Below are 25,669 nucleotides of genomic sequence, written 5' to 3'. Positions count from 1 at the left end.
TTGTCACCTAGTTAAACCTAAGACTTTGCTTGGTTTTCTAGCGCTTTGATGCGCTTATTCATTTTATCGATATTCAATACTAATGCCGCAGTTTTGCGCCACTCCTTATTCGTCTGAAGAGGAATACCTGATGAATAAATACCGGGCTTATCAATAGGCCGCATTACCATACCCATGCCAGTGACAATAACGCCGTCGGCAATTTCCATATGGCCATTTAAAACACTTGCTCCACCAATTTGGCAGTTAGCACCAATTGTCAAGCTACCTGCTAAAGTTACACATCCAGCAATCGCTGTGTTTTTCCCAATTTTAACATTATGCGCTACTTGGCATAAATTATCAATGATCACACCATCTTCGATGATGGTATCTCCAAGAGCACCACGGTCAATAGTAGTGCATGCACCTATTTCAACACGATTTCCAATAATAACGCGCCCTAATTGTGGAATTTTGATCCATTGACCTTGATGATTTGCATAACCAAATCCATCTGATCCAACAACAGTGGAAGACTGAAATAAACAATCCTCACCAATTTCAACTTCATGATAAACACTAACATTAGCCCAAAGCTTCGTTCTAGCGCCTATTTTAGTATACTTTCCTACAAAACAACCCGGTCCAATAACTACATCATCGCCTAGTTGAACACCTGATTCAATGACAGCATTTGCACCTATCGAGACATTTTTACCTAAGACCGCATCTTCTGCTATAACAGCAGTAGGATTGATTCCTTCAGCTGGTTTAGGAGTGGTATCTAATAATTTGGCGATTTGAGCATACGCAAAGTAAGGATTTTTAACAACTAAGCGGTTGATAGAAGCTGGGCAAAACTCAGCATCTTCTCTTGTTAGTACTATTGCACCTGCTTTACATAAACTCAGATCAGAGCGATACTTTGAATTGGATAAAAACGTAATGTCTTCGTTTTGTGCAGTCAAAAGAGAGGCTAGTCTATGAATAGTAAAGTTTTCATCTCCTAATACCTCTGCTTGGATTTGACTTGCAATTTCTTTTAAAGTAAGCCCTGACATATCAGCCCTTATTTTGCTTTAGTGAATTTTTCAAGAACACGTTCAGTAATATCACTTGCATCAGTTCGGTAAGTTACAGTTGTAGAATCAACAACAACTGTAAAACCTTCTTTTTCAGAAATAGCTTTCACTTCAGCTTGGATTTTTTCTAGCATTTCGTTACGTTTTACCGCTTCTCTGTCTTGATTATCTTTTTGGAAAGTTTGAGCTTCAGTAGAGAATTTTTCGCTAAGCGCTTTGATTTCATTTGCTAATTTCTCACGGTCTGCGTCTTTCATTTTGTCGCCTTCCGTATTGATTTTTTTCAATTTATCTTGAAGTTCTTTTTCCATTTTTTGGAGCATTTCTGCACGCGGTTTAAATTCTGCTTCAAGTTGTTTAGCTATTTCAGCGCGTTCTGGCATGTTTTGGAAGACATAAGCAATGTTCACAACTCCTAATTTGTCTGCAGCAAAAGCACTTGAACTCATTATTGTTGCAGCAATAAGACCTACTTTTAAAAATTTTTTCACGCTCTACTCCTTTCAACTTTTGTAAGGTATGGATTATTTAATAATCAAATAATCCAGGTATTAAATATTTTTTGTTAATACTTATTAGAAGGTACGACCTATATTAAATTGGAACTCTTCTGTTTCATCCCCTTTGTAGTCTTTCAATGGCACAGCATATGAAAAAACTAACGGAGCTATTGGCGATACCCATTGAATGGTAACACCTGACGAAGCTCTATAGCGGCTAGGAGAACCATAGTCTGGGATATCTTTATCTTTCGTCGCAGCAGTATTTTTCCACTTAGTATCCCAAACACTTGCAGCGTCTACAAATAATGAGGTTCGGATTGAATTACTATACTCTTCGCTTAAAAATGGCGTAGGTGTTATAAGCTCGGCAGTTACCGTGACTATTGCATTACCACCGATAGCATCACCCGGTGCTCCTAAAGTACATTTACTTAAATCATCACCTGTGCAATTAGACACGTTAATTGCTCTAGGACCCACTGTATTTCCGGTAAATCCACGCAGTGAACTTGATCCCCCCGCATAGAAGTTTTCATAAAATGGCATATATTTGCCACCAAATCCATCACCATAGCCTAAACGCGTACGGCCAAGAATAACGAATTTATCTTTACTATCAATTGGATAATAAGTTGATGCATCAGCATTTAGTTTGTAGTACTGATTATCAGATCCTGGAATCGTAACTTTTGAATTTAAATTAATGCGAGACCCACTGGTCGGGAAAAATCCATTATTTAAGTCATTATATGTCCAGCCAAGGGTCAAGTTAAAATCATCAGCTGTAAATGAATAGCGGTTACCGCTTTGATTAGTCAATTCCCTACCTAGACCTTCAAAATAACGTTTTGTGTCGATTCTCTGCTGGATATCCTTAACATCATTATGAACGTAACCTACACCTGCTCTCAGTGTTGTTGTTTCGCTTACAGGTATACCCATTAATATATCAGTACCGTATGCTGTGTTTGTATAGCTATCTAAATCTGCATCCGCTGCGTCAAATGCATTATAGAAGATCCTTCCTCCTAGGCTTATGCCATCTGGAGTAAAATATGGATCAGTTAAAGATAAATCAACTGAAGTATCTGAATCATTCGTACTTGCATTGATTCCGACTGTATTACCTGTTCCGAGCCAGTTGTCTTGTTCAACACCCACTTGAAAGCTCAAACCGCTTTCAGTACCATAACCTACACCGACATTGAACGATCCTGTATTTCTCTCTTTGACTCGATAAACAATATCCACAAGATCATCACTGCCCGCAACACGTACAGTTTCTACTTCGACGCTATCAAAGTAGCCAAGTCTGTTTAAACGCTCACGTCCTTTCTCAATTTTGTCAGAGGCAAGCCAAGCACCTTCAAATTGACGTAGTTCACGACGAAGTACCTCATCTTTAGTCAATTCATTGCCTTCGAATGAGATGTATCTGACATAAAAACGGCTGCCAGCACTCACGTTTACTATTAGATTTACATTCGCATCACCTTCTACAAATTCGGGTTCTACAAGTACTTGTGGGTAAGCAAAGCCATTTGTTCCGAGGAGTTCTTTGACTGAATTTTCTATTTCTGTAACTCTTTCACCGCTGAATAAAGAACCTGGTTCGATATACGCAAGTTCTTCAATTTGAGCGCCAAGGCCAGCAAGCTCACCTTGAACTCTCACATTACCAACTTGGTAGCGTTCACCCTCAGTAATATTTATTGTTACAAATATTCCAGTTTTGTCTGGAGTCAAGCTGACTTGAGTCGAATCAATACTAAATTTAGCAAATCCTTGGTCAAGATAAAAATTGCGCAGTTTTTCCAAATCACCAGCGAGTGTTTGTTTTTGATATTGACGATTACCCATGATATTCCACCAGGGTACCGTATCCTTTAGATCAAACTTGGCCAATAAATCTTTGGAAGTGAAATAATTCGCTCCAACGATATTGATTTGTTTTATTTCTGCTGACTCACCTTCGCTGAAAACAATATTTAAATCAACTCGGTTTCTAGGTAATGGAGTAACAACCGCTTTTACCGCTGCATTATATTTACCTGCACTATAATAAAAATCCGCCAATCCTTTTTCAATGTCAGCTAAAGCGTTACGATTTAATCCTTCACCAACTTTTACACCCGTTGCTTCAAGATTTTGCTTTAATTGTTCTTCTTTAACAGCTTTATTGCCTGAAAAAGTAATACTTGCTATCGTAGGTCTTTCTGATACCTCTACAATAAGTGCATTACCATCTCTGAGTACTTTTACATCCTCAAAATTACCAGAAGCGAATAATGCTTTGATTATTTCGCCTACAGCGAAATCATCAATTGTATCCCCTTCTCTGTAGGGCATATCTAGAAGAACGGCGCCTTCATCTACACGTTGAAGGCCTTCAAAACGAATGTCTTGAACAACGAAACTATCTTCTGCAAGCAATGAACTACTTGCAATAATTAAAGAGGCAGCAATAAAATGCTTAAGTGGATTACGTTTAAATGACATGAGTATATTTTTCATAGGTTAGTTACTGTTAACGTTAATGTAAATCTTCGGTGATTATACTGCATAATAATGTATTTGAGTATCTATGATAAATAGATATTAAACTATTTTCTCATTAAACTCGAGCTGAGACTTAGTAATTTAAAGTCTCATAAAATCACTTATGAAAGTAATGACCATAAGTGACAGTAATAAAAATGCACCCACTAAGTAAAAATTTTGTTGGACTTTTACTGAAACTGGGCTCCCTTTTATTTTTTCTATGGCTAAAAATAACAGATGTCCGCCATCAAGTACAGGAATTGGCAATAAATTCATTACACCCAAATTAATACTTAAAAATGCCAAGAAAGCTAAGTAAGCCGTTATGCCAAATGAAAATTGCGCCTCAGCGGCTTGAGCTATACCTACTGGGCCTGCTAAATCATTCATACTAGCATTACCAGTAATAGCTTGAAATAAAAACGACCCGATTAATTTAATACTAGTACCGAATCGTTGAATAGCAATCCATGCGCTAGTAATTGGATTATAACGGTAATTAATAATATATTCATCATTTAACGTATTATTTGCAAATTCAATCCCAATTTGCCCTCTCGTGATACTTTTTTCACCCTGCTTTTCAATAATTTTAGTAGGTGTGATATTTAGGATAATTTCTTGGCCATCTCTAAGAACGGTGAGGGATATTTGTTCTTGTGGACTGTATCTAATAAATTGGATGAGTTTTTCTCTGTTTTCTATTTTTTCAGCGTTGATTTTTACAATCGTGTCTCCCGATTGTAGACCGGCAAGGTGAGCGGCAGATCCTTCTCTGATTCTAGAAATAGTTGCAGGATAATCTGGGAAAACAAGTCCTAGACTAGCCCAAGGCAATTCATTTTTAGCATCATACGTCCAGTCTGCCAATAAAAGTGTTTTGGTAATCGTAAGTGAATCATCAGAGGGATCAGCCAATTCAATTTCTATTTGCTTTAGCTTGTCTTGATACGCTTGCGTTAAAATTTGACCGACTTTTATTGACGATTTAGCTTCTTGGTTATTGATAGAAACTATAGCCATATTCGGCGTTACGCCGCTCTGTGCTGCTATTGAATCAGGTACTACAGAAACAACTACTGATTTTCTCGCTTCAGTGCCTATCATTGCCAATATCCAGAAAATAATTATTGCCAGTAAAAAATTGGCTATAGGCCCTGCTGCAATAATAGAGGCTCGTTTCGATAAACTCTTTTGAGTAAAAGCATAGGGTTTGTCCTCTGCTAAGACATCTCCTGCTCTTTCATCCAACATTTTGACATAACCACCAAGCGGTATCAAAGAAATAGTGAACTCAGTACCTTGTTTGTCATACCAACTATATAACCTCTTTCCAAATCCAATAGAAAAACGTTCGACTTTAACACCACATTTTCTAGCCACAATAAAATGACCATATTCATGGATAACCACTAAAATACCTATTGTGAGTAAAAAAATTAATACGCTAAACATATTTTCCTATTGTGACTTAATAATTATAATTTTTATGCTTTCAAATGTTTTTATCTAACGAGTTTTAAGCTGCTAGATTATGGATATATTGAAACAACACAAAGAAAATTGGAACTGCTGCAGTAAGGCTATCAATTCTATCTAGCACTCCCCCATGACCTGGAATAAGATTGCTACTGTCCTTAATCCCACCATTACGTTTAAACATACTTTCAGCTAAATCACCAAAGACTGACACTATCACCGTAATTAAGGAGATCAACACAAAGATAATAGGTTTAATTTCAATAAATTGAGGGTATAAAACACTCACTGAAATAGGCAATAAAGACGACAGAACGATGGCGCCAGCAAATCCTTGCCATGTTTTACCTGGTGAAACCTTCGGTGCCATTTTATGTTTACCCCATTTTTTTCCTACAAGGTATGCCCCAGTGTCACTTGTCCAAACCAACACTAAAACATACAAAACCCACCATGGACTTTTATCTCGCAATTCAACCATAGCAACGATAAAAGGTAATAGGATAAAAAATATAAATAGGACTTTTAATAAATAGCCGTGTTCCCATACCATTGAAGATTTTGGATAGGTTAAAACTAAGCCAATCGCAGCTATCCACCATCCAACAGAAATACTCAATATCATATGATTGACAAGTGCCTTTTGAGTAGGATTAAGTACAACAGCAATCAGAATAACACTTGCTGTAAATAGTCCACCCAGAAATATTCTCAATCTAGGATCATCAAGTTTCATCATTCTTGACCATTCCCACACAGCCAATCCTCCAATCATGGCTAACATAGCAGTAAACCAAATCTCTTTAAAATAAAAAAGTGACAAAATTGCAATAGGTATTAAAATTAATGATGATATTAATCGTTGTTTAAACACTTAAGCTCCTTATAAGCATTTGAAGATAACACTCAAGCTAAATCTTTAAATGCCACCAAATCGTCTGACCCGCTGGCTAAAAGTTTTAATTGCCTCATTGAATGCTTCTTCGTTAAAATCAGGCCAATAGATGTCTGTAAAATAAAGTTCAGCATAAATAATTTGCCATAGCAGAAAATTACTTACACGAAATTCCCCACCTGTCCTTATTAATAAATCAACATCAGGGACAGAATGCTGTTGAATTTCATTGTCAATTAATTTCTCAGTTATGGTATTAACATCAAGTTCACCACTTTTAAGCTTATCCGTAATATTTTTTAGTGCATGAGTAATATCCCAGCGTCCTCCATAATTAGCAGCAATATTTAAAATTAAACCATCATTATCTTCTGTTAAACTTTCTGCTATTTTTATTTCGCTTTGTAAACGATCACTAAAAGCACTCACATCCCCAATAATTTTTAGCTTAATGTTATTTTCGTGTAATTTAGGCACTTCATTTTTTAATGAACGCAAAAACAACTCCATCAAAGCCTTAACCTCAGCACTAGGTCTTTTCCAATTCTCACTGCTAAATGCATACAGTGTCAGCATTTTTATATTATTTTTTATCGCTGCACGCACTGTAGATCTTACTGCATTCGCTCCAGCCCTATGACCTGTAATGCGCATTTTACCACGTAATTTGGCCCAGCGCCCATTGCCATCCATAATAATGGCAACATGCTCCGGGATATTTAGATTTTCCATGATTAAACTAAGGCCTTTTTATTGATAATCTCTGTGGTTTTAATCCTAGCTATTGTATCTATTAGGATCAGATCTTCAACATTAGAAGGATTCTGAAAACTCATTGTTTCTAGTGCATGGAGATTTAATTCATAGATTTGATTAAAAGAGACTCGTTGATGCAAAAAAGCATCAACAATCATTTCATTAGCAGCATTCAAAATCGTTGTTGCCACTTGCCCGCTATTAGAAGCCTCTTTAGCTAAAAATAAACATGGGTACCTTTTAGGATCTGGTTCGATGAAGGTCAGTGTACCTTGCTGAAAAAAATCGATGCCATTAGCAGGTGAATGACGTCTTACTGGATAATTTAACGCATGACTGATTGGAATGGCCATATCAGCATTCCCCATTTGAGCAATCACACTGCCATCAAGATATCTAACCATAGAATGAATTATGGATTCAGGATGCAGAACAATTTCGATTTCTTCTGCACTGGCATTAAATAACCACCTTGCTTCAATAAATTCTAATCCTTTGTTCATCATAGTAGCAGAGTCAACAGAAATTTTACTTCCCATACTCCATCTTGGGTGAGCAATTGCTTCTGCTACTGTAATGTCGGAAAAAGTGGACAAATTACGTTTTAAAAAAGGGCCTCCCGAACCAGTCAATATCAAAGATTTTATGCCTGCATCTCGAAGGGCTTTTTGTCCTAATGGCTGTTGTAATGCTTCAGGTAAAGATTGATAAATGGCGTTATGCTCTGAATCTATTGGCAATATAGTTGCCTTGTTCTCTTTGACTGCTTGCATAAAAAAATCACCTGCCATCACAAGAGATTCTTTATTAGCAAGCAAAATACGTTTACCAGCTTTCACAGCCGCAAGGGTAGGAATGAGGCCAGCTCCACCGACTATCGCTGCAACTACTTGATCTATTTCTCCCATTGCAACGACTTGGCACATGGCTTCTTCTCCATGATAAATCTCACAGGAGAATTCCTTTGGACGATCTTTAAAGTGCACAATAAATCGCTTTTTTAACTCGTCAGATGCCTGTTGATTTGCCATGACAATATAGGCAGGTTTGTATTTCAGTGCCTGTTCAAACATCAAAGCAACATTGATCCCTGCAATTAATGCAAACACCTCATATTTGTCCTGATGAGCATCTATCACTCTAAGGGTTGTTTCCCCAATAGAGCCAGTTGAACCTAAAATGGCGATATATTGTTTCATGCCAAAAACTCGCTAAACTACAAAGATTGTAAAATGCATGGGGGCAATCTTTTCCCCATGAGAGTTAAGCCTCAATCAGACCTATTTTAGAAGCTCATTAGTTCAGTTTCTTTTTCAGCCAGTGCTACATCTACTTTTTTAATGACTGCATCAGTCATTTTTTGAATTTCATCTTGTGCACGACGCTCGTCATCTTCACTGATTTCTTTGTCTTTTAAAAGTGCTTTTAATTTATCATTAGCATCACGGCGAACATTTCTTACCGAAACCCTTCCTTGCTCTGCTTCTGCTTTAACAATTTTGATTAAATCTTTACGACGTTCTTCTGTAAGAGGCGGTAACGGAACTCTAATTGATGTCCCAGCAGAAGAAGGATTTAATCCCAAATCTGAGTTAATAATTGCTTTCTCCACTAAAGGGCCTACAGTTCTGTCAAATACATTAATGACAAGCGTTCTTGCATCTTCTGCAGTGATGCTGGCTAGTTGACGTAGTGGTGTTGAGGAACCATAATAATCAACATGAATACCATCAAGGATACTTGGACTTGCACGGCCAGTACGAATTTTTGAAATATTATTTTTAAATGCTTCTAAGCATTTTTCCATTCTGCTGTCTGCATCTTTCGTGATGTCTTTAATTGTTTGCATAATTTTTTCCTAATTTTATTGATAAAATTTCAAATGTATTGTTTTACATGGCACCTTAAAATTCATTGATTAAGGTACCTTCTGATTCACTTAAAATGGCATTACGTAAAGCGCCTGGTTTATTCATATTAAAAACTCTTATCGGCATTTTATGATCTCTTGCTAGCGTAAACGCAGCAAGATCCATCACTTTTAACTCTTTTTCTAAAACTTCTTGATAAGTCAGATGGCTGAACATCTTCGCGTTAGGATTTTTTTCAGGATCAGCGTCATAAACCCCATCAACTTTAGTCGCTTTTAAAACAACATCTGCTTCTATTTCAATTCCTCTAAGACACGCAGCAGAGTCAGTAGTAAAAAAAGGATTGCCTGTACCTGCAGAGAAAATAACCACCTTTCTCTCTTTTAAAAATCCAATCGCATCAGCCCAGTTGTAATCTTCGCAGACTCCTGTAAGAGAGATTGCTGACATTAACTTAGCATTAATATTCGCTCTATGCAAAGCATCACGCATTGCAAGACCATTCATAACAGTCGCTAACATTCCCATATGATCTCCTACCACTCGATTCATACCTGCTTTAGCCAACCCTGCACCACGAAAAAGATTTCCTCCACCAATAACAACACCGACCTGAACACCTAAATCTAATAACTCTTTAATTTCTCGAGCCATTCTATCTAAAATTGCAGGATCGATTCCAAAGCCTTCGCTTCCCTGCAAGGCTTCTCCACTCAATTTTAAAAGAATTCGGTGATAAAGGGGGGAAGGTTGATTTGTCATGCTAGGCCTCTTTTTAATGTTTTTAACTATATAACAATTAATACTTATCATTGACTGCGAAAAAATCAACACACAACACAATGATAAATACTAAGCTGATAATAAATAAAAGAGGTGTTAATGTCAGTGCAATAACACCCCTAAAAAATAGATCTAAATTAAACTAAAAGCTAAAATTAAACACCTTTACTCATTGCAGCAACTTCAGCTGCAAAGTCAGTTTCAACTTTCTCAATACCTTCGCCGACTTCAAAACGTACGAAGTTAGAGACATCAGCGCCTTTTTCTTGCAGCATTTGACCAACTGTTTTGTCTGGAGACATAACAAATGGCTGACCTGTTAAAGAAACTTCACCTGTAAATTTACGCATACGGCCTTCAACCATTTTTTCAGCGATATCACGAGGTTTACCTGATTGCATTGCAATGTCTAATTGAATTTGATGCTCACGGTTTACAACGTCAGCTGGGACATCTTCTGGTTTGACATAATCAGGCTTGCTTGCTGCAATATGCATAGCAACGTGCTTAATTGTTTCTTCATCAGCACCTTTTGCTGCAACGATAACACCAATACGCGCGCCATGTAAATAAGAACCTAATTTTTCACCTTCCACAACAGAAGTTCGGCGGATAGTGATATTTTCACCAATCTTAGCCACTAGTGCAGTACGTTGATCTTCGAATTTTGCTTGAACTGCTGCAATGTCTGACATCTTACCAGCAAGTACCGCATCTACGACTTCGTTACCAAAAGCGACGAAACCTGAATCTTTTGCAACGAAGTCAGTTTCACAGTTAAGTTCAACTAAAACACCATAAGTACCGCAATCAGCAACTTTAGCTAAAATGATGCCTTCAGCTGCAACACGTCCAGACTTTTTAGCTGCTTTTGCTTGACCTGACTTACGCATATTATCAATCGCTAATTCAATATCACCATTACTTTCAACTAGTGCTTTTTTACATTCCATCATACCTGCACCGGTACGTTCACGCAGTTCTTTTACGAGTGCCGCAGTAATATCTGCCATATTTAAATCCTCTTAGAATAGGTTGGTTATTTTGAATAACAAAAATTTAAATAAAAAAGGCCTATATAAGGCCTTTTAATGTATTAATCAATTGAATTTAATCATTTGGCCTTGCAAAAAATCAAACAAATTAATAATTCAATCAGTTTGATAATTATTCAGCAACGCTCTCTGTAGCAGCAGGAATAATTTCAACTTCTTGTGAACGACCTTGACGAACAGCATCAGCTGCTGCAGTTAGGTAAAGTGTAATTGCACGAATAGCATCATCATTACCAGGAATGATGTAATCAACGCCATCTGGGTTAGAGTTCGTATCAACTACGCAAAAAACAGGAATACCCAAGTTATTTGCTTCTTTAATAGCAATATGCTCATGTTCAGCATCGATGATGAAAAGTGCATCAGGAAGACCATTCATGTCTTTGATACCACCTAAGCTATTTTCCAATTTTTCTAGCTCACGAGTACGAAGTAATGCTTCTTTTTTGGTTAACTTTTCAAAAGTACCATCTTGAGATTGTTTTTCTAAATCTTTTAACAAACCAATTGATTGACGTACTGTTTTCCAGTTAGTTAACATACCACCTAACCAACGGTGATTTACATAATACTGATCACAGCTTTTCGCAGCTTCTTTGATTGCTTCACCCGCAGCACGTTTAGTACCAACGAATAAAACTTTTCCTTTACGTGCAGAAATTTTGCTTAATTCAGCTAATGCCGCATTAAACATAGGAACTGTTTTTTCAAGATTGATGATATGAACACGGTTGCGTGAACCAAAAATGAAAGGTTTCATTTTTGGATTCCAGTAACGAGTTTGGTGACCAAAGTGGACGCCTGCTTGAAGCATATCGCGCATTGAAACTGTTGTCATAATAGACCTCTATATAATAAAGTTGGGGTTTTGCCTCCATACATCCCAATTAACCGACTCGATTGACGGTGTAATTTAGCAGCAAACTGCTATATTTCCCATCAGCGGAGCACCCCGGTAATTGTGTCGATGCATGTGTGTATTTACACATACGTAATATTAAGATTACGTCAGCGGTTATCGCATTATCGCCATCAGTACGTATTATTCACTGCTAAAAATAAAATATAAAGCAAAAAATACCTAATAGAACTTTGCGGCGCGATTTATACCATATCACAGACAAAAAGGCTAGCATTTTCCTTTTTTCAACAAAATATTTAATTGAGGCAGTTATAACTAAGAACTTAATCAGGTTATCTAAATTGGTATTTAATTTATAACTAATGGCGGGGCATCAATGCTGATTATCTCAATATTATAAATCGTTATCTTATTTGTAAAAATGTTTTATCTTTATAGCCAAATATCTAGAATCGCAAATAAAATACAGCAGGTCTTGACGTAAAAATTTGTCGAAATACTCGCACTATAATAGTTGTATCAACTGTTTGGTAAAGGAAAACTCACTGTAAACAAAGTGCCTTTAAGAGTGTGCTCAAGAGGATAGTTTTTTTCCACTTGATTGAGACGCTCTTTACTGATTTTTCTTGAGTCAGTTTGGTTTAAGTTTTCTACTGTTATCATGCCATTATGAAGATGAACAATGGCTTCAACAATTGATAAACCCAGTCCATTACCCTGACTGTGGCGACTTGATTCAACTCGATATAATCTTTTAAATATATGTGCTATTTCTTTAGTGTCTATGCCACAGCCTGTATCTTTTATTTTCAATACTATTTCAGCATCGCGTGCCAATAGTGTAATATCAATAGCCCCGCCATTCGGAGTGTATTTCAAGGCATTATCAATTAAGTTTATACACATTTGGAATAATAAATTTCTATCGCCAAAAAATCGAGTGGATTTAATCATACAATTAATTGAGATGTTTTTTTCATCAGCTAAAGGGGCATAAAAAGCTTCTGCATCACTGACAATTTCGTCTAATGATAACCATTCAAAGGCAGATCGTCTTCTACCACTTTCAATTTCAGTAATACGCAGTAAGCCATTAAACATAGCGAGTAAAAGATCTGCTTCCCTTAATAGATCTTCTCTCAAATTTGCAGGTTCAACCGTTTCTAAGGAGTTTCTTAATCGCGTGAGAGGTGTTCTTAAATCATGAGCAATATCATCAGTCACTTTTTTCATGCCAAGCATTAATGATTCAATTTCATCAAGCAATTTATTCAGCACAATTTCTAGTTTACTCAAATCATCCCAATGACTATCACGAACGATTCGCTTACTGATATTTCCTGTCGTTACAATTTCATTCGCTATTTGGGAAATCGAATTCACTTTTTTTACTACAAATTGCCCTATCACATAAAAGCATAAAATAAGTACGAGAGTTATAACTAAAACTACCCAGCCAAAAGTCATGGCAAACCACCTAGCCGTTCTAAATTCATCAATATTCCTAGCAACCACTAAGTAATTACGCGAATCCAATTGAACAACTTTAGATAAATAGTTTTTTTCAAGTGCTAGGCTTTCTAGTCGTTGAAATTGTGAAGAGGAGTCTGCTGCTTTTTCTCGAGCAATTTGGTATTGTGTTAATGAGGCCTGTTTTTTTTCTAATTGCGCGAGTAAGGGAGTCCAAAAGTCTTTATCACCACTTAAAAGTGATTTATTTTCAGAAAAAAGAGCATAAACAAAATCATCTTGGGGATTATCTTCTTGCATTGAGAGCATCATAAAGAGTGCTTCTTTATCAATCTGCTCTAGCAATATCAACTTTTCTATTTTTGCATCAATCGCAGCTCTTGATTCTGCTAAAAAAGCATCACTGTTTACTACATGAGTAAAATAAAAGACAAACCCTGCTACAGCAAGTAATAAAATAGAACAGAGCGTTGCCATAAAAAAACTAGAGCTTTGACGAAAATTTTTGATAGTTCTAGACATAAATCATTTGCATTTAAAGGGGATTAGATGCTGAATTATCTTCTATGATATATCCAGAACCACGTATAGTTTTTATTATTTTTTGCTCAAAGCCTTTATCAATTTTGTTACGTAAACGACTAATATGAACATCAATTACATTAGTTTGCGGATCGAAATGATAATCCCATACATGCTCAAGAAGCATAGTTCTAGTGACCATCTGTCCTTTATGTCGTAGTAAATATTCTAGTAAACGAAATTCTCTAGATTGAAGGTCAATTTCCATACCAGCTCTAGAAACTCGCCTTGCTAATAAATCCATCACTAAATCAAATGCCACCAATTGTGTCTGTCTGATATCTTGTTTAGAGCAACGTTCAATTAAAATTTCTATTCTAGCTAAAAGCTCTTCAAAGGCAAACGGTTTGGCGAGGTAATCATCAGCACCTGAGCGTAATCCTTTAACTCTGTCATCTACTTTACCCAGGGCACTTAAAATGAGCACTGGAGTTTTATGGTTAGATGCGCGAAGAGTTTGTAATATAGTCAATCCATCTACCTCAGGTAACATCCTATCTAAAATTATCGCATCATAAGCTTCTGTCATTGCTAAAAAAAGGCCTTTTTTGCCCTCACAGGCCAAGTCTACACTGTGGCCTAACTCTTTGAACCCTTTTTGAATAAATTGAGCGACTTTAACATCATCTTCTATAACTAGTAATCTCATTTAGGCTATCTCTAAGTTGAATTAACGCTTTACTAATCTATGCAAGACACGATAAGGTAAAAGCGCTAATAATTTCATAATGAACGTGAATTTTTTGGGGAAATGAATTTCAAATACATTACGCTTATGAATAGATTTCATAATCGATTCGGCCGCATCTTGTGCGGTAATGATGAAAGGCATTTTAAAGCTATTTTTATCAGTTAGCGGTGTTTTAACAAAACCAGGATTAATTATTTTAATATCAATATCTTTGGCATGCTCTGCATGCAATGATTGTACAAAATTAATTAGAGCTGCTTTAGAAGCTGAATAGGGTTGTGCATTTGGTAAACCGACAAAACCTGCGACACTTGCACAGAAAATCAGTTGACTCTCTTTTTGTGTAAGTAGTTCTTGAAGTACTAATTCGGTAAGGTACATTGGTCCATTAAGATTTGTTTTAATGATGCTATCAATATGTTTTTTCTGTATGTCCAGAATAGATAATGGCTCATATTGACCTGCCATAAAAATCACACTATCAATACGTTTGATTCTCTCGCTAATCAAAGCCTTTGCCTCTTTTAGATTTTCATAATCACTACAATCACAAGGCACAACTAAATGCTCAACACTAGCAGTTGGTTGCAATTTATCATGAAGTTCAGATAAGAGTTTCTCATTGCGAGCACTTAAAATAAGCTGATGGCTTTGCTTAGCTAATAAGATTGCTAGTTCATAGCCTATACCACTGCTAGCCCCTAATATCCAAATAGTTTTAGTTTTCATCTGAGCCATATTTTAGTTACCTCAACACGAATGATTTCCACTTGTAAAAAGAAGGTTCAAGTTAATATTACAGAGTAATAATTTTATATCTGTCATGTTGTCCAATTTGCCTATTTAATCAACTATGTTGAATTCAGACTTATTGAATAGTGTTTATGTACTGTTGTTTAGGTTTACCCTTCTTATTTTAAAGTGATGAATCTTTGCTTGGTTTTAAGGAAATACTTCCATCTGGTACCTTTTGCATAAATACGGTTAATTCAGCAACGGTAATGCCAAATTTTTTCATATAAGAGCGATTGATGACAACGCCGTCATTCATTGCCCACATCCAATCATCAAATTTTAAGCGATAAGTCGTATCATCCACTGGTACGTCCATTTCATAAACCCAGTTTATTGCATTTCCATGCGCACTGCCTTTAGCTGTACCTAGTATATCTCCCGCTTTACCTTCATAGGTAAATTCATCAATTTTAGTAATTTCCCAGGTTCTATTTTGTACTTTACCATTATCATAGTAAGTGAAAACTTCATCTAGTCGTCCTTTATTCCCATCCCAAGAGCCTTCCATAACCACATCAAAACGAGTTATTACGTTTCCACTGCGATCTTGAATAAATCCCCAAGCTTTTATTGGGCCATTGAAATAGGACTCTAATTTAAGCTCAGGAGACAATTCAGTATATTGCTGACCATCAATGCCGCCACAGCCGGCAAGAAGTGCGCTTAAACTGGCTATAATTTTTTTTATGCTCATTTTATTTTCCCTTATTGAGAATTTATTAAGGAAGTTTTGAACTGTAAGATATATTCTTTAGCTCAAAATTAACTATTAGGCTTTAATTCGACTTGCATAACATTAATTCTTTGCGCACGAAAAGCACCTGCACAATAAGCAAGATAAAATCGCCATAATCGAATAAATGGGGTATCAAAACCTTGGGATAAAATAATTTCTTTCTGTTCATCAAAGTTTTTCAGCCAAACTAATAGCGTAGTGGCATAGTCTTGACCAAAGAAAAATTTGTCTGTAACACTCAATCCTGAATCATTTGCTACTTGCTCAAAGCGACTAGGACTAGGAAGCATACCACCAGGGAATATAAAGCTCCTTATCGCATCGCCACTTTTTCGATAATCTTCAAAGAAAGGATCATCAATCGTAATCGTTTGAATAACTGCTTTACCCTTCTGAGTAAGTAATGATTTAACTCTATCGAAATAGGTTTTCCAATACTCTTCTCCTACCGCTTCAAACATTTCAATGGATACAATTGAGTCAAATTTTCCTTTTACGTCCCTATAATCTTCTAATACTAAATCTACCCGTTGCTCAAAAGGCTTTAATCTGTGTTGGGCGAAAGCTAATTGAGAAGGGGAAATGGTTAAACCTTTTAACCTAAGGTTCGATGTTTCTTTAGCAGTAGAACTTGCTAATCTTTCAGCAAACCCACCCCAACCACAGCCAATTTCTAACACATTTTCGCCTGCATCAGCAACACGATGTAAAATTCTGTCGTATTTATTATTTTGGGCCGATGATAAATCTTCTGTATCATTTAAGTATAATGCAGAGGAGTATGTCATTGTTTTATCGAGCCATAATTTATAAAATTCATTCCCTAAATCATAATGAGCATGAATGTTTTTACGGCTACCTTTCTTGGTATTTTTTTTAAACAAATAATAAATTTGGCTTAAAAAACGCTGCAACCAACTTCCTGAAATGTATCTAGATAAAGCATCATAATTCAAAATAGCGCATTCTATTAAACTAGCAATGTCAGGGCTATCCCATTTACCGTCTCGATAATCTTCAGCGAACGCGATATCCCCTTTTAATGCCAAATGAGAAATGACACTAAAATCATGAATTTCAATTTGCCCATGAGGACCATTATTTTGTCCTTCAAACTCATAAATTTTGCCATTAGGTAACGTGAGTTTTAACGTCCCTGTATTTAGGCAGGATAATGCATTTAAAAAAACATCTGTAGATTTTGTTTTTAATGTTTGACTAATCATAATACCCCTCAAATGGCAATAGATGCTCTATCAACTCATTTAATAGTTAAATCAATTTTCAAATAAAATGCAAACTACAAAAATAACAGTTAAAAATGGGTGAATTCAACTAGTTTACGTTATTTGGATTATTTTTAATTGCGTTTCTTCAACAAGTATAACACTCTACCACTTTAAATGATGTTGCGTGTATATTAATTATATGTAATTTGAGACTTATCAACTCGAAAGATATACTTTAGCTATATTATGAATTAATTATAGAGCAGTGCAATTAGATTACATCAATTAGTCATTCTTGTTGCTATTAAAATGAAAGAAACCAATTTTATGTTTCTATAAAAGTTACGCTTTACTATTAAAAATAGTCATTACATTCAATATACTTCAAAGAAGTACATAATTCCGTATGCTATGAATTTAGCCTACAATATTGAATTAAGAATTAAGAATTAAGAATTAAGAATTAAGAATTAAGAATTAAGAATTAAGAATTAAGAATTAAGAATTAAGAATATGATAAAATAATCATCAGTTAACATAATACAGCAAGGGTCAAAATGAGCAGAAAAAAAATTGCAATTATCGGTGGCGGCATATCAGGATTGGGTGCAGCGTATATTCTTAACTCTCATTGCGATATAACACTTTTTGAAAAAAATGATTATCTAGGAGGACACAGCCGCACAATCGATGTTGAGTCCGAAGGCCAATCTATTGCAGTAGATACAGGTTTTATTGTATTTAATTATCGAAATTATCCACATTTAACAGCCCTATTTGAACATTTACATGTACCTATCTCAAAAAGTGATATGTCATTTGGTGTAAGTATTAATGAGGGACAAATTGAGTATGGTACAAGAAAACTGAGTTATCTTTTTGCGCAAAAGAGCCATTTTTTTAATCCCAAATTTTATAAAATGCTTAAAGATGTTTTGAGGTTTAACAAAGAAGCCCTCTATTTTGTTGATAAAAACCCTAATGCTAGCATGCAGCAATGTTTAGAAGAACTAGGTCTTGGCGAATGGTTTAAAAACTACTATTTGCTTGCAATGGGTGGTGCAATCTGGAGTACTCCTCTTGAAGATATGCTAAGATTTCCAGCCAAAACTATGATTCAATTTTTTGATAACCATGGCCTTTTAACTGTGAATGATCAACCACAATGGTTTACAGTTAAAGGTGGCAGCAGAGAATATGTTAAGCGCATTATCTCTAAATTAAAAGGAACTATTGAACTCAATAGCCAAATTGACTCTGTATTCCGTGAAAATGAAAAAGTCACCATAACTTTTAGTGATAAGCCACCAGTTCAGTTTGATGAAGTCATATTTGCCTGTCATAGTGATCAAGCCCTTAACCTATTGAAGAATCCGACAGAACAAGAAAAGCAAATCTTAGGCAACATTCACTATCAACCTAATATTACGTTTGCGCATCAAGACTCTGATTTTATGCCCAAACGTAAAAAAGCTTGGTCTAGTTGGGTCTATCTATCAAATGAAAAAGCCTCTAAGCAAGATGAGCTATGTTTGACTTATTGGATGAATAATTTACAACCTTTAAATACCCAAAGCCCTATTCTTGTCACATTAAATCCGTTAAACCCTCCTAGAGATGCTCTGACTTTTGAATCTCATCAATTTGAGCACCCAAAATTCGATCAAAGTGCTATTAATGCACAAAAAAGAATAGACGAAATTCAAGGGACAAATAAAATCTGGTATTGTGGTGCTTGGCAAAGATATGGATTCCACGAAGATGGTCTTTTAAGTGCCGTCAATGTAGCTGCAAAAATGGGAATTTCTCCTCCTTGGCAAATAAATCCGAAACATAAAGGATAAAAAGGCTTTAGGGATAATGCCTAACGAGTGATGATTAAGGAAATAATCATGTTAAATACCGACACGCTAATAACCGATGCAAAAGTACTCAATGCAGAAGTCATGCACAAACGCTTTTTACCAAAAGTAAATGCATTCAAATATCATGTCTATTACCTATCACTACCCCTTGAATTAATTGATAATGCATCTAAAAGGACGGAATTGCCAATTGGGCAACACCACTATAATCGACATAGTTTTAATCCAAAAGATCATGGTTATCGAGACGAACGCAGCTTAAAACAATGGGCACATGATTTGTTAGCTAAATATGAGTGCCCCTTATACGAAGATATTACTCTCATTTGCATGCCGAGAATTTTCGGTTATGTTTTCAACCCTGTGAGTTTTTGGGTATGCAAAGATGAGAATAAAAATATTAAGACTATTATTTGCGAGGTAAATAACACCTTTGGTCAAACTCACACTTATGTATGTTTACCCCCTATAACATCTCAAAGTAAACACGATAAAAATCAAGGGAATATTGAACCATGTATTTGGATTAATGCCGATAAATGCTTCCATGTTTCTCCCTTTTTACCTAGAGAAGGGAAGTATCTTTTTCGTTTTGATATTACAGATGACTTACTTTATATCAATATCGATTACTACGACAAAGATAATAATAAAATGCTGGTTACCTCATTAAAAGGAAATTTTTCCTCTTTGACTAAGAAAAACCTAAATAAAGCCTTTTGGCGATCACCTTTAGTAACGCTCAAAGCAATAACATTAATCCACTATCAAGCGATTAAGTTACTCTTCAAAAAAATCACTTTTCATAAACTACCTGAACAATCAAAACACAAAGATTCTAAAAGTTATGATTAGCTAGCGAACCCTTGCGATCTTACTACTGGTAGAAGAATAGCACTTGCACAAAAAACTTTACCTAATACTCAGACTAGCTGGTAACAAACATAACTAAAACATTAATTTAATTTAATTTGAAAGTAGTCTTTAGGTAAATATGAATTTGTTAGTCTTACACTAGGATGCAACATTCCTTATTTAATTTATTTTATTAGTTTTACGTATTATTTTATAAACTTGATGCTTAGGAGTGTCTATGAATAACCCAACTGTGTCTAATTTAAGGCTAACAAAATGGGGAGCACTCATCATAATGATGATAGTTATCCCTTTACTCTATATCTTTTCTCCTTTTAGTCATGCTAATGAAACAGCTAATAAGCAAGAGAATAATGGCCAATATGCAAAAGCTGTTCTTGCCGGTGGGTGCTTTTGGTGTACTGAAGCAGATATGGAAAAAATCGAAGGTGTCATTGATGTTGTTTCAGGTTATGCTGGCGGCACAACAAAAAATCCAACTTATGAAGAAGTATCTTCCGGTACAACAGGTCATCTAGAAGTCATCGAGGTCACTTACGATCCTACTGTGCTAAGTTATGAAGCTATGCTTGATGCTTTCATGCGTGGCATTGATCCCACTGACTCAGAAGGTTCATTTGTCGACAGGGGGAAACACTATCGTCCTGCTATTTTCTATGGCTCTGAAGAAGAAAAAGCCGAAGCGATGCGTTTCATTGCTGAAGTTGATGCGGCCAAAATATTTCCACAACCCTTAAAAATAGAATTTATCAAACTAGATACTTTTTATGTAGCTGAAGATTATCATCAAGATTATTACATTAACAATCCTTTACGCTATCGTTATTATCGCCATGGTTCTGGTCGTGACCAATATCTAGATGGAATTTTCGGTATAGATAGAAAAACTAATCCAATTACTTTACGCCAGTTAATTGATGAGAAAAAAGGGACAATGCCAACTGATAAAAATGCTGATGTTAGCCTTTTAACTGGTAATGATGTAGTATACAAACGCCCTTCTGATGCAGAAATTAAAGCAATGCTAAGTGATATTGAATATAAGGTAACACAAGAAGATGGCACCGAAAAACCTTTTGATAACCGCTATTGGGATTTTAAAGAAGAAGGCATCTATGTAGATATTGTCAGCGGTGAACCTCTATTCTCATCAACTGATAAATATGATTCTGGCACAGGTTGGCCAAGCTTTACAAAACCCATTGATGACAATTTCATAGTAGAAAAAGAAGACAACAGCTTTTTTATGAAACGTACAGAAGTAAGAAGTAAATTTGGTGACTCTCATTTAGGGCATGTATTTGATGATGGCCCTGCGCCAACTGGACTCAGATACTGTATGAATTCAGCCAGTATGCGTTTTATTCCTAAAGTTGAACTTGCTGAAAAAGGATATGGCAAATATTTAAGTTTATTTGATAAAGCATAACTTTTATTCACTGGTAGATAAATTGATTTAATACTTTTATACTAAAATTACTCATAGTTGCAGGAAACAATATTATTCTAATTGCTATTGATTGGGCGAGCAGTAATATTGAAACCCGCCTCTTGATTTGAATTTAGTATACTCCAGTCTAACTGATGCATTAGTTTTCGTTTAAGATGGCGTAGCGATATTACGCCGTTTTTATTTTCACTTAAGGATATTAAAATGTTCAAAAAAATAGCGATTATTCTTCTTTGGTTGTTACTAATAGCCGCTTTTTTTTATTTTGATGTCTCAGACCATTTAACATTAGATAGAATTCAAAATCACTATAGACAATGGCAGATAACCCTACATGAGTCCCCCACTAACTATTTATATTATGCTACTCTGTTTTTTATTATTTATCTTGTTATGGTCAGTGCTTCATTACCTGGAGCTGCTATCTTAACACTTTTGTCAGGCGCACTTTTTGGTTTTACCACTGGGCTTTTGATTGTCTCATTTGCCTCAAGCCTAGGTGCAACTATTGCATTTTTATCCTCAAGGTATTTATTACGTAACCTATTACAGAACAAATTTAGAGACTCTCTCGAAAAAATAAATCAAGGTCTAGATAAAGAAGGATGGCTCTACCTCTTAACACTAAGGCTCATTCCTATATTTCCTTTTTTCCTCATCAATATTGTGATGGGATTGACAAAATTTAATTCTCTAAGATTCTATTTAATTAGCCAAATAGGCATGTTGCCCGGCACCATGATTTTCGTTTTTGCAGGCACAGAACTTTCCAAAATAAAACAAATGGAAGATATATTTTCCCCTCCCATACTTATTACACTGACTTTGTTAGGCTTATTCCCTATTGTGATAAAGAAGACCCTCTCCTTTGTTAAGAGAAAAAAACAACTTAAACCGTTTACACAGCCTAATCACTTTGATTACAACCTAGTTGTCATAGGCGCCGGCGCAGCTGGCCTTGTAAGTAGCTATATTGCCTCTAGTGTAAAGGCTAGGGTTCTATTAATTGAACGAGATAAGATGGGTGGTGATTGTCTCAATCATGGGTGTGTTCCAAGTAAATCGTTAATAAGTAGTGCGGCCTATTTCCATGCGGCAAGGGAGCTTGGTTCTAAAGGATTTGTGCAAAAACGAATCATAGATTTGACCGATGAAGATTTCGTACATTTGTTTAAATCAATCACGCAAAGAATTGCTAAAATAGCTCCCAAAGACAGTATAGAACGCTATACCGACTTAGGTGTTGAGGTGGTCATAGGGAATGCTCAAATTATCACACCTTGGCAAATAAATATCACTGGTAGACAAGGTGGGACGAAAACAGTAACAACCAAAAGCATCATTATTGCCACAGGTTCTGAGCCAAAAATGCCCCTTATACCTGGTATTGAGGAGGTTCCCACTTTGACAACAGATACTCTTTGGGATGCCTTTTCTGCTAGAACTAAAAAACCTCGCCATATACTCATACAAGGATCTGGTCCTATTGCTTTGGAACTGGCGCAGAGTTTTAGTCACCTTGGTATCCAAGTGACCATAATTGCCAGAGGGGAAAATATTCTCAGTAAAGAGGATAATGACGTCATCACAATAGCTAAAGAGAGTTTAATCAAAAGTGGGGTTAATATCTTATTTAATGCTGAAATAACCTCACTGCATAAATCAAAGGAATCAATTTTACCCTACTATGCAAGGATTAATCAAAAATGTGACATCGGGCGTCAGCATAAACATGAAATTCAGAATGAGACATTGCTGAACTTTGATGTTTTTATTACGGCGATAGGTAGAAAACCTAGACTGACTGAGGTTGGATTAGAGAACCTAGGAATAAATAGTTTATCCCTAACGCGCAAGTCAAATCATGGTGCAACAGAAACTGCAAAAAATGATACGCATGTTATTACACATAAAGAACCAAATGAATATTTAGAACTACCGTTTAGTAATATTTATCTTGCAGGTGATTGTGTTGGAGGCCGACAATTCACCCATTTAGCAGCACATCATGCTTGGTACGCTACGGTAAATGCTCTATTTGGTCGATTTAAAAAATTCAAAGTAGACGAAAGTATTTTGCCTGTTTGTACTTATATTTCGCCTTGTATTGCACGGGTTGGATTAACTGAAAAAGAGGCAAAAGAGAAAAATATTCCCTATCATGTGATTCATTTTTCGTTAGATGAGCTTGATAGAGCAATTACAGAGCTTGATAATCATGGTTTTATAAAAGTACTCACGGTACCTAATTCAGATTCGATTATTGGAGTTTGCATCGTAGCGAAAAGGGCTGATGATATGCTAAGTGAATTTACTCTAGCCATGAAATATAAACTTGGTCTATCGAAAATTTTAAGAACTCCTCACCCCTACCCTACTTGGAGTGAAGGAAATAAACATATTGCGGGTTTATGGCAAAAGAGTAGAATTAAGCCCTGGACACTTAATTGGTTAAAAAAATATCACACATGGAATAGGCGTTAAATCAAATTGACTCTAATCCTGATAATTTACCTACAAAACGAGTTAATATTAATGCTGGATGCTAAAATTACACCCAAATTAACGCCCTTACTGACACCGACAGTTAAACTGTTAATTAATAAAGGAATAAAATCAAACCAAATCACAATAGTGGGTTTTATTATTGGTCTAATGGCTGCAATTGCTATAAGTTTAAGTTATTTTTGGTTCGGACTAATAGGGATCATGATAAATCGCCTTTGTGATGGACTTGATGGGGCACTGGCCAGAACTTTAAAAGAAGATACCCCTTCTGGCGGATTTTTAGATATTTGCCTGGACTTCCTTTTTTATGCCTCAATACCTGTTGCATTTGCAATAGCCTCTCCAACTGAAAATGCATTGAGTGCTGCTATCTTGCTGATGACATTTATAGGAACGGGGAGCAGTTTTTTAGCTTTTGCAATCCATGCAGAGACATTTAAACTTGATAGACCTCAATTTGCCTACAAAAGTTTTTATTATTTAAATGGACTGACCGAAGGAACGGAAACCATTTTATTTTTTTGTGCTTTTTGCATATTTCCGGCATATTTTTCTCTTTTAGCACTGATATTTGCCTTTTTAGCCTCGATTACTATCTTCACGCGTATTTACTTTGGATTTAAAACTATTCAATCTAAAGAGCGTTCATTAAAATAATAAAATAAAACTCTTATATAACTTATCGAGTTCAAAAATATTTTTCTCCTATGTTATATTATCGAGGACAATAAATTATTATGTTGAGATATATTTATTCATTAAATTAAACAATATAACCTATCTGCGTGTACTTTTTTCTTGAATAAACGCGCACAATTTGATTCAAATTCAGAGGATTTATTTATGGATAATAAGCAACTTGCCAGCTTACGTAGAGAATATGATAAGGGCCAATTAACACGTCAAGAGTTACCAAATAATCCTTTAACACTATTAATCAAATGGTTGGAAGAGGCAAAATTAGCTAATATTCCTGATCCAAGTGCATTTGTATTAAGCACAGTAAACAAACAACACCAACCGTCTTCAAGAATCGTTTTAATGAAAGCCTTAGATGAACTCGCCCACAGCATCACCTTTTTTACCAATTACGAGAGTAATAAGGCCCGTTGTATAGACGATAATAACCAAGTCAGTGTGCTGTTCCCTTGGTATATGCTTGAAAGACAAGTAATTGCAATAGGTATTGCAAAAAAAACCTCAATTGATATTTCAAAAGACTATTTTTATAGTCGCCCTAAAGAGAGTCAGATTGCGGCTATTAGCTCGAAACAATCAACTCAACTAAAAAGTAAAAAGCCTCTTTTAGAAACCTATCATCATTTGTGTGAAACTTACGCAGAAGAAAAAGTTCCTTTTCCAAATAATTGGGGGGGATATGAAATCGCTTTACACTCTATTGAGTTTTGGCAAGGAGGAGTACATAGATTACATGATAGATTCAAGTATGAATTGAAGGATAAAAATGAAGGAACGGCGTGGGAAATTTCAAGATTATCTCCTTAAATTTACAGTCAGCAGAAGATATAATACTGACTCTATTTACAACCGTTAGTTACTGTGATTTGTTAGACAAGCGCATTTCCATTTTTTGGTGAATTCAAGACATAAGTGCATACCCCACGATAATTTTTTCTCTGGTTATGCCTGTTAGTTCT

Annotated in this window: 22 protein-coding genes; 6 read left to right on the top strand and 16 right to left on the bottom strand. The window is 35.7% G+C overall.

Features of this window, described 5'->3' with window-relative positions; all coding sequences use genetic code 11:
* Positions 1-17: 17 nt before the first annotated feature.
* From lpxD to ACFFIT_RS08210, 16 genes are all read right to left on the bottom strand, one after another.
* Positions 18-1,043: a UDP-3-O-(3-hydroxymyristoyl)glucosamine N-acyltransferase gene (lpxD, locus tag ACFFIT_RS08285; protein ID WP_385877188.1), complete on the bottom strand. Its 1,026-nt coding sequence runs from the start codon at positions 1,041-1,043 to the stop codon at positions 18-20.
* Positions 1,044-1,051: 8 nt separating this feature from the next.
* Positions 1,052-1,555: an OmpH family outer membrane protein gene (locus ACFFIT_RS08280; protein ID WP_385877187.1), complete on the bottom strand. Its 504-nt coding sequence runs from the start codon at positions 1,553-1,555 to the stop codon at positions 1,052-1,054.
* A gap of 84 nt (positions 1,556-1,639) precedes the next feature.
* Positions 1,640-4,066, bottom strand: coding sequence for an outer membrane protein assembly factor BamA (gene bamA / locus ACFFIT_RS08275; RefSeq protein WP_385877186.1), 2,427 nt, complete (start codon positions 4,064-4,066; stop codon positions 1,640-1,642).
* A gap of 141 nt (positions 4,067-4,207) precedes the next feature.
* Entirely contained in the window at positions 4,208-5,563 is a 1,356-nt protein-coding gene (rseP, locus tag ACFFIT_RS08270; protein ID WP_385877185.1) for an RIP metalloprotease RseP, read from the bottom strand.
* 64 nt (positions 5,564-5,627) lie between these two features.
* Positions 5,628-6,461 carry a phosphatidate cytidylyltransferase gene (locus tag ACFFIT_RS08265; protein WP_385877184.1) on the bottom strand — a complete coding sequence of 278 codons (834 nt, stop codon included), beginning with the start codon at positions 6,459-6,461 and terminating at the stop codon, positions 5,628-5,630.
* A gap of 45 nt (positions 6,462-6,506) precedes the next feature.
* Positions 6,507-7,214, bottom strand: coding sequence for an undecaprenyl pyrophosphate synthase (gene uppS / locus ACFFIT_RS08260; protein WP_385877183.1), 708 nt, complete (start codon positions 7,212-7,214; stop codon positions 6,507-6,509).
* Positions 7,215-7,216: 2 nt separating this feature from the next.
* Entirely contained in the window at positions 7,217-8,437 is a 1,221-nt protein-coding gene (ispC, locus tag ACFFIT_RS08255) for a 1-deoxy-D-xylulose-5-phosphate reductoisomerase (protein WP_385877182.1), read from the bottom strand.
* Between the two features lie 86 nt (positions 8,438-8,523).
* Complete coding sequence (gene frr, locus ACFFIT_RS08250) at positions 8,524-9,087, bottom strand: ribosome recycling factor (RefSeq protein ID WP_385877181.1); 564 nt, start codon at positions 9,085-9,087, stop codon at positions 8,524-8,526.
* Between the two features lie 55 nt (positions 9,088-9,142).
* The gene (pyrH, locus tag ACFFIT_RS08245; RefSeq protein ID WP_385877180.1) at positions 9,143-9,871 is read right to left on the bottom strand and encodes a UMP kinase; all 729 of its coding nucleotides are present in this window, start codon (positions 9,869-9,871) and stop codon (positions 9,143-9,145) included.
* Positions 9,872-10,047: 176 nt separating this feature from the next.
* A complete protein-coding gene (gene tsf, locus ACFFIT_RS08240; RefSeq protein WP_385877179.1) occupies positions 10,048-10,905 on the bottom strand; it encodes a translation elongation factor Ts in 858 nt (285 codons plus the stop codon).
* Positions 10,906-11,059: 154 nt separating this feature from the next.
* Positions 11,060-11,785, bottom strand: coding sequence for a 30S ribosomal protein S2 (rpsB, locus tag ACFFIT_RS08235; protein WP_385877178.1), 726 nt, complete (start codon positions 11,783-11,785; stop codon positions 11,060-11,062).
* A 543-nt stretch (positions 11,786-12,328) separates the two neighbouring features.
* On the bottom strand, positions 12,329-13,801 hold the full coding sequence (locus tag ACFFIT_RS08230; protein WP_385877177.1) for a sensor histidine kinase: 1,473 nt from the start codon (positions 13,799-13,801) through the stop codon (positions 12,329-12,331).
* A gap of 13 nt (positions 13,802-13,814) precedes the next feature.
* Positions 13,815-14,510 carry a winged helix-turn-helix domain-containing protein gene (locus ACFFIT_RS08225; RefSeq protein ID WP_385877176.1) on the bottom strand — a complete coding sequence of 232 codons (696 nt, stop codon included), beginning with the start codon at positions 14,508-14,510 and terminating at the stop codon, positions 13,815-13,817.
* Between the two features lie 21 nt (positions 14,511-14,531).
* Entirely contained in the window at positions 14,532-15,290 is a 759-nt protein-coding gene (locus ACFFIT_RS08220; RefSeq protein ID WP_385877175.1) for an SDR family NAD(P)-dependent oxidoreductase, read from the bottom strand.
* Positions 15,291-15,468: 178 nt separating this feature from the next.
* Positions 15,469-16,041 carry a DUF3833 domain-containing protein gene (locus tag ACFFIT_RS08215; protein WP_385877174.1) on the bottom strand — a complete coding sequence of 191 codons (573 nt, stop codon included), beginning with the start codon at positions 16,039-16,041 and terminating at the stop codon, positions 15,469-15,471.
* A 68-nt stretch (positions 16,042-16,109) separates the two neighbouring features.
* On the bottom strand, positions 16,110-17,309 hold the full coding sequence (locus ACFFIT_RS08210) for a class I SAM-dependent methyltransferase (protein WP_385877173.1): 1,200 nt from the start codon (positions 17,307-17,309) through the stop codon (positions 16,110-16,112).
* 560 nt (positions 17,310-17,869) lie between these two features.
* On the opposite strand from ACFFIT_RS08210, the gene ACFFIT_RS08205 reads away from it, so the two are divergent.
* From ACFFIT_RS08205 to pdxH, 6 genes are all read left to right on the top strand, one after another.
* The gene (locus tag ACFFIT_RS08205; protein WP_385877172.1) at positions 17,870-19,156 is read left to right on the top strand and encodes an NAD(P)/FAD-dependent oxidoreductase; all 1,287 of its coding nucleotides are present in this window, start codon (positions 17,870-17,872) and stop codon (positions 19,154-19,156) included.
* A gap of 48 nt (positions 19,157-19,204) precedes the next feature.
* Positions 19,205-20,032: a DUF1365 domain-containing protein gene (locus ACFFIT_RS08200; protein WP_385877170.1), complete on the top strand. Its 828-nt coding sequence runs from the start codon at positions 19,205-19,207 to the stop codon at positions 20,030-20,032.
* A gap of 238 nt (positions 20,033-20,270) precedes the next feature.
* On the top strand, positions 20,271-21,482 hold the full coding sequence (gene msrB / locus ACFFIT_RS08195; protein ID WP_385877169.1) for a peptide-methionine (R)-S-oxide reductase MsrB: 1,212 nt from the start codon (positions 20,271-20,273) through the stop codon (positions 21,480-21,482).
* Between the two features lie 225 nt (positions 21,483-21,707).
* The gene (locus tag ACFFIT_RS08190; RefSeq protein ID WP_385877168.1) at positions 21,708-23,987 is read left to right on the top strand and encodes a dihydrolipoyl dehydrogenase family protein; all 2,280 of its coding nucleotides are present in this window, start codon (positions 21,708-21,710) and stop codon (positions 23,985-23,987) included.
* Positions 23,988-24,038: 51 nt separating this feature from the next.
* The gene (locus ACFFIT_RS08185; RefSeq protein WP_385877167.1) at positions 24,039-24,668 is read left to right on the top strand and encodes a CDP-alcohol phosphatidyltransferase family protein; all 630 of its coding nucleotides are present in this window, start codon (positions 24,039-24,041) and stop codon (positions 24,666-24,668) included.
* Between the two features lie 186 nt (positions 24,669-24,854).
* Complete coding sequence (pdxH, locus tag ACFFIT_RS08180) at positions 24,855-25,517, top strand: pyridoxamine 5'-phosphate oxidase (RefSeq protein WP_385877166.1); 663 nt, start codon at positions 24,855-24,857, stop codon at positions 25,515-25,517.
* The last annotated feature ends 152 nt before the right edge of the window (positions 25,518-25,669 follow it).

This window comes from Thorsellia kenyensis (genome assembly GCF_042432445.1).
In the GTDB taxonomy this organism is placed as follows: Bacteria; Pseudomonadota; Gammaproteobacteria; order Enterobacterales; family Thorselliaceae; genus Thorsellia; species Thorsellia kenyensis.
The sequence above is the reverse complement of the archived record's forward strand: the minus strand, read 5'-3'. Positions and strand labels throughout refer to the sequence as shown.

Bases quoted from the DNA above. Each gene is read 5' to 3' on its own strand.
- lpxD (WP_385877188.1), bottom strand. From the start codon at position 1,043: ATGTCAGGGCTTACTTTAAAAGAAATTGCAAGTCAAATCCAAGCAGAG.
- bamA (WP_385877186.1), bottom strand. From the start codon at position 4,066: ATGTCATTTAAACGTAATCCACTTAAGCATTTTATTGCTGCCTCTTTA.
- rseP (WP_385877185.1), bottom strand. From the start codon at position 5,563: ATGTTTAGCGTATTAATTTTTTTACTCACAATAGGTATTTTAGTGGTT.
- uppS (WP_385877183.1), bottom strand. From the start codon at position 7,214: ATGGAAAATCTAAATATCCCGGAGCATGTTGCCATTATTATGGATGGC.
- ispC (WP_385877182.1), bottom strand. From the start codon at position 8,437: ATGAAACAATATATCGCCATTTTAGGTTCAACTGGCTCTATTGGGGAA.
- frr (WP_385877181.1), bottom strand. From the start codon at position 9,087: ATGCAAACAATTAAAGACATCACGAAAGATGCAGACAGCAGAATGGAA.
- pyrH (WP_385877180.1), bottom strand. From the start codon at position 9,871: ATGACAAATCAACCTTCCCCCCTTTATCACCGAATTCTTTTAAAATTG.
- tsf (WP_385877179.1), bottom strand. From the start codon at position 10,905: ATGGCAGATATTACTGCGGCACTCGTAAAAGAACTGCGTGAACGTACC.
- rpsB (WP_385877178.1), bottom strand. From the start codon at position 11,785: ATGACAACAGTTTCAATGCGCGATATGCTTCAAGCAGGCGTCCACTTT.
- ACFFIT_RS08230 (WP_385877177.1), bottom strand. From the start codon at position 13,801: ATGTCTAGAACTATCAAAAATTTTCGTCAAAGCTCTAGTTTTTTTATG.
- ACFFIT_RS08225 (WP_385877176.1), bottom strand. From the start codon at position 14,510: ATGAGATTACTAGTTATAGAAGATGATGTTAAAGTCGCTCAATTTATT.
- ACFFIT_RS08220 (WP_385877175.1), bottom strand. From the start codon at position 15,290: ATGGCTCAGATGAAAACTAAAACTATTTGGATATTAGGGGCTAGCAGT.
- ACFFIT_RS08215 (WP_385877174.1), bottom strand. From the start codon at position 16,041: ATGAGCATAAAAAAAATTATAGCCAGTTTAAGCGCACTTCTTGCCGGC.
- ACFFIT_RS08210 (WP_385877173.1), bottom strand. From the start codon at position 17,309: ATGATTAGTCAAACATTAAAAACAAAATCTACAGATGTTTTTTTAAAT.
- ACFFIT_RS08205 (WP_385877172.1), top strand. From the start codon at position 17,870: ATGAGCAGAAAAAAAATTGCAATTATCGGTGGCGGCATATCAGGATTG.
- ACFFIT_RS08200 (WP_385877170.1), top strand. From the start codon at position 19,205: ATGTTAAATACCGACACGCTAATAACCGATGCAAAAGTACTCAATGCA.
- msrB (WP_385877169.1), top strand. From the start codon at position 20,271: ATGAATAACCCAACTGTGTCTAATTTAAGGCTAACAAAATGGGGAGCA.
- ACFFIT_RS08190 (WP_385877168.1), top strand. From the start codon at position 21,708: ATGTTCAAAAAAATAGCGATTATTCTTCTTTGGTTGTTACTAATAGCC.
- ACFFIT_RS08185 (WP_385877167.1), top strand. From the start codon at position 24,039: ATGCTGGATGCTAAAATTACACCCAAATTAACGCCCTTACTGACACCG.
- pdxH (WP_385877166.1), top strand. From the start codon at position 24,855: ATGGATAATAAGCAACTTGCCAGCTTACGTAGAGAATATGATAAGGGC.